Source organism: Subtercola vilae, from assembly GCF_004923255.1.
Classification (GTDB): domain Bacteria; phylum Actinomycetota; class Actinomycetes; order Actinomycetales; family Microbacteriaceae; genus Subtercola; species Subtercola vilae.
The window spans coordinates 1-12,948 of sequence record NZ_QYRT01000063.1 but is presented as its reverse complement, the minus strand read 5'-3'; the positions used below and the strand labels follow the sequence as shown (position 1 = coordinate 12,948).

Sequence of the window (12,948 nt, the reverse complement as noted above, 5' to 3'; positions counted from 1 at the left end):
GCCACCCCCACCCTCACCCCAGCACCGGGTCGGCAAAGTTTGCGGGTGCCGGCCTGCGACACGCACAAACTTCGCCGAGTCGATGACGGCCGACCCGCCGACCCCACCACGACAGCAGCCCTCCGCATAGACTCCCGCCCGTACCGGCTGTCGCGACCCATCGAGCTCGACGCACACCGGGTGCTCACCTTCCTTGAGCGGGGCGCCCACCGGGTGGCCTTGGCCGCGTACGCCGGGCCGCTGCTGGTGGGCTCCGAGGCCCCGGGCATCGTCGAGATTCGAGCGGAGATCAGCGGCGACGTTCGCGAATCCGTGTTGGCCGACGCCTCGGCCGACGTGCTGCTCGCCTACGCCCGCACCGACGAGTGCGCGTACGACCGTGCGGTGTGGATGGCCTGCCTCACCCGTTTGCCCGTGCAATCGCCCAAACGGGCATCCGTTGTCACTCGCATCGAACGCATTGACGAGCAAGTGGGCCCGGCGCAACCTTCGCGCAACCTTCGCTGACGTACGTTTCGGGGTAGGCGCCCGACCCTGGGCGCCACACGACAACGACGTCAAAGGATCGAACAATGACCATCTACGCACAGCCCGGCACCGAGGGCTCGAAGGTCACCTTCAAACCGCGCTACGAGCACTGGATCGGCGGCCAGTGGGTAAAGCCTGTCAAAGGCCAGTATTTCGAAGACATCACCCCCGTGACCGGTAAGCCGTTCGCCGAGGTGGCGCGCGGTACCGCTGAAGACATCGATGCGGCACTGGATGCTGCACACAAGGCAGCGCCCGCCTGGGGTAAGACCTCCCCCACTGAAAGAGCGGCGGTACTGAACAAGATCGCCGACGTCATCGACGCGAACCTCGAACTGCTCGCCGTGGCCGAGACCTGGGACAACGGAAAGCCCGTTCGCGAACCCCTGAACGCCGACCTGCCGCTCGCGTCAGACCACTTCCGCTACTTCGCGGCCGCGATTCGCGCGCAAGACGGCGACCACGCCGAGCTTGACGCCGACACCGTGGCGTACCAGTTTCACGAGCCGCTCGGCGTGGTGGGGCAGATCATTCCGTGGAACTTTCCGATTCTGATGGCGGTGTGGAAGCTTGCTCCCGCCCTCGCGGCCGGCAACGCTGTGGTGTTGAAGCCTGCGGAGCAGACCCCGGTGTCGATTCTCGTGCTGATCGAGCTCATCGGAGACATCCTGCCGCCCGGCGTTCTCAACATCGTCAACGGGTTCGGCGTCGAAGCGGGCAAGCCGCTCGCCTCGAGCCCGCGCATTCGCAAGATCGCTTTCACGGGTGAGACCAGCACCGGCCGGCTCATCTCGCAGTACGCGAGCGCCAACCTCATCCCCGTCACCCTCGAGCTCGGTGGCAAGTCGCCGAACATCTTCTTCAAAGACATCGCCGACGCCGACGACGCGTTCTATGACAAGGCGCAGGAGGGGTTCGCACTCTTCGCATTCAACCAGGGCGAGGTGTGCACGGCTCCCAGCCGCGCGCTCATTCACAAGCCGATCTACGACTCGTTTCTCGACACCGTCACCGCACGCACCGCGAAGGCGATTCAGGGCAACCCGCTCGACACCGACACCCAGGTGGGCGCCCAGGCGTCGAACGACCAGCTCGAGAAGATTCTGAGCTACATCGACATCGGCAAGCAAGAGGGGGCGAAGGTACGTCTCGGCGGCGAGCGCGCCGACCTCGGCGGCGACTTCGCAGAGGGCTACTACGTGCAGCCGACCATCTTCGAAGGCCACAACAAGATGCGCCTCTTTCAGGAGGAGATCTTCGGCCCGGTCGTCGCGGTCACCTCGTTCGAAGACTATGACGACGCTATCTCCATCGCGAATGACACGTTGTACGGCCTCGGTGCTGGCGTCTGGTCGCGCAACGGCAACGTCGCCTATCGGGCGGGGCGTGACATCCAGGCCGGCCGGGTGTGGGTGAACAACTACCACGCCTACCCCGCCGGCGCGGCGTTCGGCGGCTACAAGAGCTCGGGCATCGGGCGCGAGAACAACAAGCTCGCGCTCGACCACTACCAGCAGACCAAGAACCTGCTCGTGTCCTACTCGGAGAACGCGCTCGGCTTCTTCTAAACCGGCGCTGCTGTTCGGGGCCTGCGCCCCACAATCGTGCGGGCCTCGCTCACGGACTACCGGGGCGGGGCTCGCACCGTTAGCGTTGACATATGCCAGCGTCGGCTGGAGAAACGAAGGTCATCATGATCGCTGCGGCTGTCACTGTGCCGAACGAAACGCACTCGCGCGTCTCGCTGAATGACTCGAGCGTCGAACTGCTTCGCACACTGTGGGTTCAGTACGGCCCGCTGATGTTCCATCAGTCTGGCGGATGCTGCGACGGCAGTTCACCGATGTGCTACCCCGCCGGCGATTTCATCACAGGTGACTCAGACATTCTGCTGGGCACCTTCAACATCGCTCCCGTCGGCGCCGAGGCGCAACCGATCGACTTCTGGATGTCGGTTGAACAGTTTCAGTACTGGAGCCACACGCACCTCACGGTCGACGTGGTGAAGGGGCGTGGCAGCGGGTTCTCCGTCGAGGCACCCGAAGGAGTACGGTTCATGATCCGGTCGCGGCTGATGGAGACGGCGACGCCGTTCAGTTAGCGTGCCCCGGGCAGGCGGCCCCTCGCCCTGGTGCTCAGGTTAGTGCTCGCCTTGATACTCGCCTTACTCCTCGCCGTAGCTCCCCGTCGGGCTGAACCCGCTCGGCAACGCGAACGGGTCGACCACCCGCGACGACCGCACCGAATCGTGCATGAGCGCCGCGAGCTCGCCGGCCGCGCGCGAGACACGATCGGGCAGCGCAGTCGAACCCGCACCGGCCCCAGTACCCCAGTCGCTCGATGCCGCATACACGGCGGTCGGCACCACCACGGCGTGCAGGTATGCGAACAGCGGTCGCATCGCGTAGTCGAGCGCGAGTGAGTGCCGCTCGGTTCCACCCGTGGCGCCGATCACCACCGCAAGGTCGGTCACTGCGGTGGGCTCGATCACATCGATGAACGATTTGAACAGCCCGCTGTAGCTGGTGGTGAAGATGGGCGTGACCGCGATCATCCCGTCGGCCGACGACAGCGCATCGAGCGCCACCTGCAGCTTCGGAGGCGCAAACCCGGTGAGCAGGTTGTTCGTGATGTCGTGCGCGAGGTCGCGCAACTCGATCACCTCGACGCTGACCTCGTCGCCGAGCAGCGAGAGGTGCTCCCTGGTGGCGGTGGTCAGCCGGTCGGCCAGCAGCCGCGTCGACGACGGCTGACCGAGCCCGGCGCTGACCACGACGAGCTTCTTCGTGGCCACGGTCAGACCCTTTCTGAAGGTCGGCCGCTTGCGGCCAAGCCGAACGCGGCGCCCGTGCCCGGGCCTGTCGCGGCGCCCGTCGCTGCACCCGCTTCTGCGGCAGCATCTGAGCCTTCGCGGGCTGCGCCGAGCGCCGCCACCTTCGAAGCGGCGACCAGCGACGCGTGCGTGGGGCCGTCGGGCACAGTGGCCGGCCGGTTCTTCGCGAATTCTTTGCGGAGCACCGGCACAACCTCTTCGCCCAGCAGGTCGAGCTGCTCGAGCACGGTCTTCAGCGGCAGGCCCGCGTGGTCCATGAGAAAGAGCTGGCGTTGGTAGTCGCCGAAGTATTCGCGCATGCTCGCGTACCGGTCGATGACCTGCTGCGGGCTGCCCACCGTCAACGGAGTCTGCTCGGTGAAGTCTTCGAGTGACGGCCCGTGACCGTACACCGGAGCCTCGTTGAAGTACGGCCTGAACTGGTTCACTGCGTCTTGCGAGTTCTTCGCCATGAACGCCTGACCGCCCAGCCCCACAATCGCCTGCTCGGCGGTACCGTGACCGTAGTGCTCGAAGCGCTGACGGTAGTAGTTCACCAGCTGCATGTAATGCTCTTTGGGCCAGAAGATGTTGTTCGCAAAGAACCCATCCCCGTAGTACGCAGCCTGCTCCGCAATCTCCGGCGACCGGATGCTCCCGTGCCACACGAACGGAGCCACCCCGTCGAGCGGCCGCGGTGTGCTCTGAAAGCCCTGCAGCGGAGTACGGAACTTGCCCTGCCAGTCGACATACTCTTCACGCCACAGCCGGTGCAGCAGCGCGTAGTTCTCGATGGCGAGCGGGATGCCCTGCCGAATGTCTTGCCCGAACCACGGGTACACCGGGCCCGTGTTGCCGCGGCCCATCATCAGGTCGACGCGGCCGTCGCTCAGGTGCTGCAGCATCGCGTAGTCTTCGGCGATCTTCACCGGGTCGTTCGTCGTGATCAGCGTGGTCGCCGTGCTCAGCAGCAGCGTCTCTGTCTTCGCCGCGATGTAGCCGAGCGTGGTCGTCGGGCTCGACGAGAAGAACGGCGGGTTGTGGTGCTCCCCCAGCGCGAACACGTCGAGGCCCACTTCTTCGGCCTTCTGCGCAATCGTGACGATGTCTGTGATGCGCTGGTGTTCACTCGGGGTGGTGTGGTTTGTGGGGTCAGCCGTCACATCGCTGACGCTGAAGATTCCGAACTGCATGATGCTCTCTTTTCTATGCGTTTGCATCGATATTCGAGTCAACGGATGCACACCGCAAACTATTCCCGGCCATCCCCAGCGTATTCGCTATTGCTTCTGCACGCCGTCGACAACCTCCGACGGCTCGCCCCAGCCCGCGAGCGCGCCCACGAACCCCCGCACGAGCCGCTCGAAGCTGCGGTCGATGTCGACGTCGAGTCCGAACGACCCCGACGCCTCGAGCGAGACGAACCCGTGCAGCATCGACCGCAGCGCCCGAATCGCGTCGATAGCGTCGTCGCCATGCAGGTCGTACGCGACCAGAACATCGGCGATGATCTGCACCGCCCTCAACGAGATGAGCTCATCTTCGGCGTCTCCCGGCGCCGGCACCCACTGCGACGCCTCATACCGGGCGGGGTGAGCGAACGCCCATGAACGATACGCGGCCGACATGGCACGGATGGCATCACCCCCCGACCGCCCCACCGCGGCCCGCCCCAACACGTCGCCCAGCTGGGTCTTGGCCTCGAGGGAGATGCTCCGCCGCAGCCCCGCCATCGACTCGATGTGCTTGTAGAGCGACGGCTGCCGAACCCCCACCCGCACCGCGAGTGCCGCCAACGTGAGCTGGCTGAGCCCCACCTCATCGGCCATCACCGCCGCCTCTTCTACGACACGATCCCGCGTCAGACCAGCCCTAGGCACGGTGCAGCACCGACTGAAGAAACGCGAGTACGACAGGCGTGACAATCTCCGGCTGCTGCGACTGCGGATAGTGCCCCGCCTCGGGCACCATGACGACCTCGGCGTGCAGGGTCTCGCCTATCCACCGAGCTTCAGCCGCAGGGTCTGTGAAGTCAGGATCGCGCTCACCCATGATCACCAGAACGGGTGCCGCGACATCCGGAAGCCTCGCCTCGACGGGCGCATGGTCGGTCTGCCTGGTTGTGAGCGAGAAGGCCTTCGCATACCCAGGGCGCCGCAGGCTGGCGATGACCGACGCACGGTACGCGTCGAAATCGGCCGGCTTCTGCCCGGCGTACAGGGTGGGCATGTAGGCCTTCCATGACGCCGCCACCCAGAGCGGGGCCATCATCGCCCGAAAGACGCCCATCATCAGCGCATTGACCTTCGGGTTTCGCACGAACGGGCCGACCAGCACCAGCCCCGTGACCCGATCGGGATGCTCGGCCGCGACCAGCGCCGCCGCCCCCGCTGCCAGCGAATTGCCCACGATCACCGCAGAACCGCCCAGCTTCTCGATCAGAGCGCTCACATCTCCGGCCGTCTCGACGTCACCGTAGCGCCCGAATGTCGCGTCACTGTCGCCGTGCCCGCGCAGGTCGGTGCACGCCACCCGGTAGCCCGCGGCGCGGAGAGCAGGTGCCAGAAACCGGTACCCCGAGCGCAGGTCGCCCATGCCCGGAACAAGCACGACGAGCGGCCCTTCGCCCGCCACGTCGTAGCCGATCTTGCCCTCGGGCAGTTGCAGGTACTCGGTCTGTGTGGCCTCTGCGGCCCCGGATGCATAGTATGTGTTCATAAAGCTAGCTTGCCTAGTCTCATGGCTATTGTCAATAGCTTTTGCTCAGATGCTCAGAGGGCGCACGTTGAAGTTGTCACGAAAGACGTTGTGCGGGTCGTACTGCTCTTTCATAGCGCGCAACCGAGCCAGCGTCGCCGGCGGGAACGCCTCTTCGAGACGCCCGTCGCGCTGGTCGGTCTCGAAGCTCAGGTAGAGGCCGTCGAAGTGGTGGAGCAGGTCGTCCCACAGCGCGTTCAGACGTTCGGCGTTCGAGCCGAGCGCCACCACGGAGAAGTTCGCGGCCCGATTCGCGTAGGCCGAAGCATCCGGAGCCACATCGGAGACCGCACCCCCCACCGAACGGATCTGGAAGAAATACACCTCACCCGACTCGAGCAGAGCGGCGGCGGCCTCGGCGAACTCGGGCGTGATATGCCCGATGAGGCCCGACCGGGCGATCGGTTCGCCCCGGCCGTCGTGATCGCCGGGCTGCACGTTCGCCATCAACTGCGGGTACGACACGAGCTGCACCGACTGGTCGAGAAGAGGTGCCGTCTCAGCGAGCGGCTGCAGGCGCGCGATGATCGTCTCCGGGTCATCTGAATTCACCACCGCCATCACCTGCGCAACGTGCTGGCGACCCGCCCGCTTGGCTCCCATGATGAGAAAGCTGGTGAGATCGCGCGGTGAATCCTCGACCACCGCGCCCCACCGCTCGAGAAACCCGGCCGTGTCTGCGGCGTCGAAGGCGAGCTGCGCCCAACCCACGTCTCCCACCTCGTCGACCTCGAACTCGAAGGCGGTGACGATGCCCACGTTGGCTCCGGCTCCGCGCACGGCCCAGAAGAGTTCGGGATGCTCGTCGGCACTCACCCGCATGCTCGAGCCGTCGGCCAGCACGATCTCGGCCGCTCGCAGGTGGTCGATCGTGAGCCCGTGCTCGCGCACCAGCCAGCCGATGCCGCCCGCCGTCGCGAGCCCGCCCACGCCCACTCCCCCATAGTCGCCCGAGCTCAGCGCCCAGCCGTGCTCACCGAGCACTCGGGCCACGTCGACCCAGCGCGCCCCCGGCCCGATGCGCACGAGCCGGGCCTGCTCGTCGAGCACCTCGATGGCGTTGAGGGCGTGCAGGTCGATGACGATTCCGCCGTCGTTGGTGCTGCGGCCGCTGATTCCGTGGCCGCCGCTTCGCACCGCGAGGGCCACGTTCTGGCCGCGGGCGAAGGCGAGGGCATCCTGAACCTGCGACACATCGGTGGGCCGCAGCACCAGGCCCGGCGACCCACCGCGCAGGTAGGTCGAGCGCACCTTCGCGAAGTCGAGGTCGCCCGGCTCGACGGCGGTGGCGGCCAGCGACGCGGGGATGGCGTCGTAGTCGATGCCCCGGCGCCGTTTGGCCAGTGAGAGGGCGGGTCGAACCGTGGCTTCAGACGTGCCGGCGGTATGACGTTCGGCGGAGACCTGCTCGCGTAGGGCAGGAATGACCTCCTCGGCGAAGCGCTGCATGAGCGAGGGGTCGTCGGCCGCGAGAATGAAAGTCGCTATCCCGTCGTCGAGCGCGAGGGCAAGAAGCTGTTCGAGCGTGGCGTCGCCGCCGATGTTGAGCAGGCGGCGCACCTCGCGGGGGTCGCGCCCCGCGCCCTGCGCTGCATCATCGATGCGGGCGTTTCCCTCGGCGAGGTCGCCCGGCTTGAGGTACGCCAGCGACGGTAGCCAACCGTCGGCCTTGCTGCCCGTGAGCTGCAGCATACGCGGCTTGTATGCCCCGACCCAGAGGGGAATGTCGTGCGCCGGGGCGGGGCCACGCTTGGCACCGCGCACCGCGTAGTACTCGCCGCCGGCCACGAGGGGTGACCGGTCATCCGTCGTCCAGATGCCCTTGATCACGTCGATGGCCTCGCTGAGTGCGTCGACGGCCTGGCCGGGTGTCAGGCGGCGTGCGCCCATTGCCTCGATGGCATCCCAGAACGCGCCGGCGCCGAGAGCCAGGTCGAATCGGCCGCCCGAGAGCAGGTCGAGACTCGCCGCGGCGCGCGCGGTCACCGCGGGCGGGCGCATCGGCGTGCTCAGCACATTCGGGGCGATATGGATGAGCGTGGTCTGCGCCGCGACCCACGACATGAGGGTCCACGTGTCAAGAAACGATGGCTGGTACGGGTGATCTTGAAACGTCACCAGGTCGTAGCCGAGTTGCTCGCTGAGCTTCGCAAGTTCGACGGGTGCCTGTGGCTGGCGATTCGAGGGGGTGATGAAGGTGCCGAAGGTGAGCGGCAATCCGTAGTCGGGCATGGTTCTAGCTTGGTCGCCCTGTTTGCTTCTGGCAAACACCTCGTAAGCGGCTTACTATGGGTAAGTGCAGACGATCATCAACCACATCGACGACGCCGCGTGCCGGCGCTTTCAGACCTCACTCGAGCTGGTCGGCAAGCGCTGGAGTTCGGGCATCCTGCTGGCCATTGCGCGCGGCGAAGCGCGGTTCAGCGACATCGCGGCCACCGTCGACGGGCTGTCTGACCGACTGCTGTCGGTTCGGCTCAAAGAGCTCGAGCAGTCGGGGCTGGTTGCGCGCTCGGTGGTGGCGTCGACGCCGGTTCAGGTGCGGTACGAACTGACCGAGCGCGGGGCCGACCTGATGGATTCGCTCGAGCCGTTGGTGCGGTATGGGCAGCGGTGGGAGCAGGGGTGAGGGGAGGCGACCTCTTTCGCCTTCGTCGACGATACGAATGCTGTTCAGGCGGTTGATCCAGCCCTGTTGGGAGGCTCACCGCCACTAGTACTGACGAGTGCTAACCCCAACTGACGCGAAGACCGCCGAGCGATGCAAACGCAGTGTCGGCTGTGATCAGAACGGCGTTCTCGAGAATCGCCTGAGCCGCAAGCATCCGGTCGAACGGATCGCGGTGCGACCAATTGATCTGCGCCGCAATGAGAGCATGCTCGCTTGAAATCGGTAGCTCAATCGCGCCGAGAGTGCCCATGTGGTGGGGAAATGCGGCAAGGAATGGCCCCGCCTCAGGGAATTTGCCTTTGCGAAACTCAATGCCAAGCTCCCACGGAGTGATCGCCGAGACGAGCAACTCGTTCTGCGGGTGCTCGATGAGGTCGAGTGCAGCCGTTGGAATACGGCTGGGTTCACTGACCGCCCAATAGAAGGTGTGGGTATCGAGAAGCAGTCGCATCACGTGCCCCATTCGTCTAACTCATCGTCGGTCAACGGATCCCAGAACGACTCAGGTAACGCAGGCCCTGGAGCGAAGCCGAGTTGGCGTCGCGGCAGAGGGTCGACCGCCTTCAGCGTCGCAATCGGTCGGCCACTCCGCGCCAGTACGAATTCTTCGCCGCGCTCAACCCGCGCCAAAAGCTCGGAGAGCCTGGTTTTGGCATCCTGGACGTTAACGGTCTCGGTCATGTTGACCAAGTCTAGTTGGTCAACTCTTAATCCCACCAGAAGCTCCAGAATGTACTGCTGATCAGCTCGGCGACAACGGCTCCAATGCCACCGAGCCCGTGAAATTGGGAGTCACACCTGCAGAAATGAAAATGCTCTCGGGCAACCAATCGTGCCTGCACGATGTCGGTGGGCGGACGGGTCACCGTGGGCGAAAGACGACTGTCTGAAGCCGAGTACACGTAGGCACCGAAGCGCCGCCGCCATGACTCGGGTACTACTCGCGCGTCAGCCCCGAGCATCCCCGAATCTCCGTTCTGCGGGTATTGCGCAGCGAGTTGACCCCATCCCTCTCCGGGCGGCGCGAACGTCATTGGCGATGGCTCATATCCCGGTTTGTTCATGTTCCAACGATGAGGCAGCGAAACCCGCTTCATCGCGGTACTTGCCCTAAATATGGAGAGTTCGCGACATTCAGCTGCTGTGGAGTATTGCCACTGCACCGGCCAGACCACGTAATTCCAGACCAGGTCGCAACGAGAGGCGTGACCACCAACCATTCCGTCGCCTGCGCCAAGGTGCGGATCGCCCAGGTGGGCAGGCGAACGTAGAGCGGATGCCACCCGGCGACCGCGACGATCCTGCGCACCGCTTGGCCGAGGTCGGCCCCACAACGACCCCGGCAGGCGCACGCTACCAGGCGTACTGCTCGGGTGCCGGCTTCTTGCCGGGAAAGATCTCGTCGAGTCGGGCGAGGGCCGCAGCATCCAATTTCAGGTCGATCGCACGCAACGCGGAGTCGAGTTGCCCCTGGGTTCGTGGCCCGACGATTGGTGCGGTAACGGCGGGCTGGTGAAGCAGCCACGCGAGCGCGATGTCTCCCGGTTCATGGCCGAGCTCATCGGCGAACGCCTCGTACGCCTCGATCTGTGGGCGATGACTCGCCAGAGTCTCTGCAGAACGTGACTCGAGGCGGCGCTTGCCCTCGCTATTCTTCTTGAGCACACCTCCGAGCAGGCCACCCTGCAACGGCGACCACGGGATGATGCCCAGACCGTTCGCCTGTGCGGCCGGTATCACCTCGAGCTCGAGGTCGCGCGTCAGCAGGTTGTACAGCGACTGCTCGCTGACCAGCCCTACCGAGTTGCGCTTGCGCGCCGCTTCCTGAGCCGTTGCGATGTGCCAGCCGGCGAAGTTGCTGCTGCCCGCATAAAGGATCTTGCCCTGCTGAATCGCGACGTCGATCGCCTGCCAGATCTCATCCCACGGGGTGTCTCGATCAACGTGGTGAAACTGGTACAGGTCGACGTAATCGGTCTGCAGGCGCTTCAGGCTCGCATCCAGGGCCCTGCGAATGTTCAACGCTGACAGCTTGCCGTCGTTCGGATATTCGGTCATGTTGCCGTAGACCTTCGTCGCGAGCACGGTCTTCTCGCGGCGACCGTCGCCCTTCGCGAAGAAGCGGCCGACGATCTCCTCCGTGGCGCCGCGGCCCTTGTCTTGGCCGTAGACGTTTGCGGTGTCGAAGAAGTTGATGCCGTTCTCGTGCGCAGAATCCATGATCGAGTGAGAATCGGGTTCGCTTGTCTGCGGCCCGAAGTTCATGGTGCCGAGGCACAGACGTGAAACGCTGAGGCCAGTGCGGCCGAGGTGGGTGTATTCCATAGCTTCAGCCTGCGCTCGGGTGGGCCGGGATGTCCAGTCGCAGTGGGGGCTTGCCACGAGCGCGATCCGGGCTACGCGAGTAGCGCGAAGCGGGCGGCGCGGGCATCGCTCCGTCAGAAGTGAGTGGACCCGTAGACCGACGCCACCGGCGCAAGCAGAGCGCGAACGCGAAGGGCCGCGTTCGGAGTGTGTTGAACGAGCTGCCCTGCCGCGGCAAGCGTCACCGCGTCGACGCCGCCAAGGTAGAGCGAGCCGAGCGTTGGCGCCTCGACAGAGACGTCGGGCGCGGCCGAATCGTCGCGGGTCACCGTCGCCTGACCATCGGCCACGGCGAACCGGTACGTTCCGTTGGCGTAACCCAGAGCATCCGTGACCTGCAGAACCATCGACCCTGAACCGACATAGGCCCGCGCCTCGAAGGCCGCCACGACGTCGAGTACGCGAATCCACAGCAGATCTTCGAGCCCCGTCAGCGCGAGCGAACGCCAGTTGTCGACCGCCCAGCGCAGCGGATCGTCGGCAGGTGCGGCCTCCCACTCAATGCGTTCGACCAGGTCGACGGATGCGAGAAACTCCCACAGGCCCAGATACGCGTTGTCGTCTGCTGCTACCAGATCGATCACCTCGAGCGTCTGCGGCGCGGTGTCCCACCCCTTGAACAGGTACGACACGTACCCGTCGACCTGCCCGGCCTCGTCGTAGTGCGCAGCCGCATAGACTCCTGGGTTCGCGTCGTCTTTCTCAGTGGCCGCGCCCGTGACACGGTTCCAGGTCGCTGCGTGCCGATCGACCGAGCCGGGATGCGCCGCGTGGAAGGCCGCGAACACCTGCGGGCCCAGGGTGGCGAGGTCGGCGGCCTCGATCAACTCGCACCGGCCGCGGGGTTCGCCGAGCATCCGGAACCGCGCGTCAGTGGTGAGGGCGACGTGGCTGACCCAGGTCGCAACGCCGAACCCGAACCGGCGGTAGATCGTGGCCTCCGACACCGTGAGGGCAGCAATCGCCAAGCCCGCGGCGGCAGCCTCACGCAAATGGTCGGTCATCATGCGGCGCAGGATGCCGTTGCGGCGGTGGGTGGGCCGCACGGTGACGTTAGAGACGAGGCTGACCGGCAGAAGCGTGTTCGGCCCGACGTTCAGGGTGCTTTCGAAGGCGGCAAACGTCGCCGCCAGCTCGTCGCCGCGGTAAGCGCCGGTGAGCTGGCGGCGGTCTGTGACGAGATGGTCGGCCGTGCGCGCGAGCTGCTCGTCGGTCGCTCGGGTGTCGTGAAAGCCGCGGCGCTCGGCCTGGATCCAAGTATTCGTCGCCGGGTCGGCCGCCGCAGCGGGGAAGGTTCGAAAGCTGTAATCGTCGGTGGAGCCCATACTTCAGGGTAGCGGGGCGCCCGCGTCGCGCACCTCTGCCGCCTGAGTTTCACTGGCGTAGTTCCCGGGTTGACGAGACGGAGGAATATGCACACCGAAAAAAATGCAGCTACGATGCGGCAACCTGGCCCAATTTCGCACCAGAACCAGCCAACGCGAAAGCATGGCCTCGCAGGGCGACTAGAGCGGCCTGCGTAAGATTCCACTGCAACCTGCGCGAGAAGCTGGCAGTACGTCAGAACGTCGGCCAGCTGTTCGCGAACACGCTCGACATCGGCGTCGGCGCCCCACTGGAAGCACTCCAGCAGCTCCAATCGACCATCCCGTCAATCTAGCAGCGGAGAGGGAGTCGGCAGTCTCGGAGGGTGACGTCCCTGTGAGTGGTGGGGTTTCGGGTTCTTGAGCGTTGCATCGTCGACGTAAGAAGCCACCGTGTGATGGTCAGTGAGAACCGACTAAAACTCTCACGCAAAGGACACCACACGATGGCT

13 protein-coding genes and 2 pseudogenes are annotated in these 12,948 nt (G+C 65.4%); 4 read left to right on the top strand and 11 right to left on the bottom strand.

Features of this window, described 5'->3' with window-relative positions:
• The 3 genes and pseudogenes from D4765_RS18120 to D4765_RS18110 all read left to right on the top strand — a co-directional run.
• Window positions 1-507 (top strand): annotated as a pseudogene (locus D4765_RS18120) (hypothetical protein); the annotation flags it as partial.
• 65 nt (window positions 508-572) lie between these two features.
• Window positions 573-2,096, top strand: a complete 1,524-nt coding sequence (gene exaC / locus D4765_RS18115) for an acetaldehyde dehydrogenase ExaC (protein WP_136643718.1) — start codon at window positions 573-575, stop codon at window positions 2,094-2,096.
• Window positions 2,097-2,188: 92 nt separating this feature from the next.
• On the top strand, window positions 2,189-2,629 hold the full coding sequence (locus D4765_RS18110; RefSeq protein WP_136643717.1) for a DUF779 domain-containing protein: 441 nt from the start codon (window positions 2,189-2,191) through the stop codon (window positions 2,627-2,629).
• Between the two features lie 63 nt (window positions 2,630-2,692).
• Here D4765_RS18110 and D4765_RS18105 read toward each other — a convergent pair whose 3' ends face one another.
• The 5 genes from D4765_RS18105 to D4765_RS18085 all read right to left on the bottom strand — a co-directional run bounded on the left by D4765_RS18105 (window position 2,693) and on the right by D4765_RS18085 (window position 8,329).
• Window positions 2,693-3,322 carry an FMN reductase gene (locus tag D4765_RS18105; RefSeq protein ID WP_136643716.1) on the bottom strand — a complete coding sequence of 210 codons (630 nt, stop codon included), beginning with the start codon at window positions 3,320-3,322 and terminating at the stop codon, window positions 2,693-2,695.
• Between the two features lie 2 nt (window positions 3,323-3,324).
• Complete coding sequence (locus D4765_RS18100) at window positions 3,325-4,533, bottom strand: LLM class flavin-dependent oxidoreductase (protein WP_136643715.1); 1,209 nt, start codon at window positions 4,531-4,533, stop codon at window positions 3,325-3,327.
• An 87-nt stretch (window positions 4,534-4,620) separates the two neighbouring features.
• Complete coding sequence (locus tag D4765_RS18095) at window positions 4,621-5,220, bottom strand: TetR/AcrR family transcriptional regulator (RefSeq protein ID WP_136643714.1); 600 nt, start codon at window positions 5,218-5,220, stop codon at window positions 4,621-4,623.
• Window positions 5,213-6,058 (bottom strand): alpha/beta fold hydrolase, encoded by an 846-nt coding sequence (locus tag D4765_RS18090; RefSeq protein WP_136643713.1) that lies wholly within the window; start codon window positions 6,056-6,058, stop codon window positions 5,213-5,215. Before D4765_RS18090 ends, D4765_RS18095 begins: the two co-directional genes overlap by 8 nt.
• Before the next feature lie 45 nt (window positions 6,059-6,103).
• Window positions 6,104-8,329 (bottom strand): LLM class flavin-dependent oxidoreductase, encoded by a 2,226-nt coding sequence (locus D4765_RS18085; protein WP_136643712.1) that lies wholly within the window; start codon window positions 8,327-8,329, stop codon window positions 6,104-6,106.
• 64 nt (window positions 8,330-8,393) lie between these two features.
• Here D4765_RS18085 and D4765_RS18080 point away from each other — a divergent pair, with 64 nt between their 5' ends.
• On the top strand, window positions 8,394-8,726 hold the full coding sequence (locus tag D4765_RS18080) for a winged helix-turn-helix transcriptional regulator (protein WP_136643711.1): 333 nt from the start codon (window positions 8,394-8,396) through the stop codon (window positions 8,724-8,726).
• A 100-nt stretch (window positions 8,727-8,826) separates the two neighbouring features.
• Here the strand turns inward: D4765_RS18080 and D4765_RS18075 are convergent, their stop codons facing one another.
• From D4765_RS18075 to D4765_RS19850, 6 genes and pseudogenes are all read right to left on the bottom strand, one after another.
• Window positions 8,827-9,219 carry a type II toxin-antitoxin system VapC family toxin gene (locus D4765_RS18075; RefSeq protein WP_201799371.1) on the bottom strand — a complete coding sequence of 131 codons (393 nt, stop codon included), beginning with the start codon at window positions 9,217-9,219 and terminating at the stop codon, window positions 8,827-8,829.
• Window positions 9,219-9,449 (bottom strand): type II toxin-antitoxin system Phd/YefM family antitoxin, encoded by a 231-nt coding sequence (locus D4765_RS18070; RefSeq protein WP_136643709.1) that lies wholly within the window; start codon window positions 9,447-9,449, stop codon window positions 9,219-9,221. The genes D4765_RS18075 and D4765_RS18070 overlap by 1 nt, the downstream gene beginning before the upstream one ends.
• 26 nt (window positions 9,450-9,475) lie before the next feature.
• Window positions 9,476-9,730, bottom strand: a complete 255-nt coding sequence (locus D4765_RS20230; protein ID WP_420824550.1) for a DUF4253 domain-containing protein — start codon at window positions 9,728-9,730, stop codon at window positions 9,476-9,478.
• A gap of 391 nt (window positions 9,731-10,121) precedes the next feature.
• Window positions 10,122-11,093 (bottom strand): aldo/keto reductase, encoded by a 972-nt coding sequence (locus tag D4765_RS18060; protein WP_136643707.1) that lies wholly within the window; start codon window positions 11,091-11,093, stop codon window positions 10,122-10,124.
• A 113-nt stretch (window positions 11,094-11,206) separates the two neighbouring features.
• Window positions 11,207-12,457 carry a GNAT family N-acetyltransferase gene (locus D4765_RS18055; protein ID WP_136643706.1) on the bottom strand — a complete coding sequence of 417 codons (1,251 nt, stop codon included), beginning with the start codon at window positions 12,455-12,457 and terminating at the stop codon, window positions 11,207-11,209.
• A 215-nt stretch (window positions 12,458-12,672) separates the two neighbouring features.
• Window positions 12,673-12,768: pseudogene (locus tag D4765_RS19850) on the bottom strand (nucleoside triphosphate pyrophosphohydrolase family protein); the annotation flags it as partial.
• Window positions 12,769-12,948: the final 180 nt, after the last annotated feature.

Excerpts from the sequence above, each read along its gene's own strand:
- exaC (WP_136643718.1), top strand. The coding sequence starts at position 573 with ATGACCATCTACGCACAGCCCGGCACCGAGGGCTCGAAGGTCACCTTC.
- D4765_RS18110 (WP_136643717.1), top strand. The coding sequence starts at position 2,189 with ATGCCAGCGTCGGCTGGAGAAACGAAGGTCATCATGATCGCTGCGGCT.
- D4765_RS18100 (WP_136643715.1), bottom strand. The coding sequence starts at position 4,533 with ATGCAGTTCGGAATCTTCAGCGTCAGCGATGTGACGGCTGACCCCACA.
- D4765_RS18090 (WP_136643713.1), bottom strand. The coding sequence starts at position 6,058 with ATGAACACATACTATGCATCCGGGGCCGCAGAGGCCACACAGACCGAG.
- D4765_RS18085 (WP_136643712.1), bottom strand. The coding sequence starts at position 8,329 with ATGCCCGACTACGGATTGCCGCTCACCTTCGGCACCTTCATCACCCCC.
- D4765_RS18075 (WP_201799371.1), bottom strand. The coding sequence starts at position 9,219 with ATGCGACTGCTTCTCGATACCCACACCTTCTATTGGGCGGTCAGTGAA.
- D4765_RS18070 (WP_136643709.1), bottom strand. The coding sequence starts at position 9,449 with ATGACCGAGACCGTTAACGTCCAGGATGCCAAAACCAGGCTCTCCGAG.
- D4765_RS20230 (WP_420824550.1), bottom strand. The coding sequence starts at position 9,730 with ATGCTCGGGGCTGACGCGCGAGTAGTACCCGAGTCATGGCGGCGGCGC.
- D4765_RS18060 (WP_136643707.1), bottom strand. The coding sequence starts at position 11,093 with ATGGAATACACCCACCTCGGCCGCACTGGCCTCAGCGTTTCACGTCTG.
- D4765_RS18055 (WP_136643706.1), bottom strand. The coding sequence starts at position 12,457 with ATGGGCTCCACCGACGATTACAGCTTTCGAACCTTCCCCGCTGCGGCG.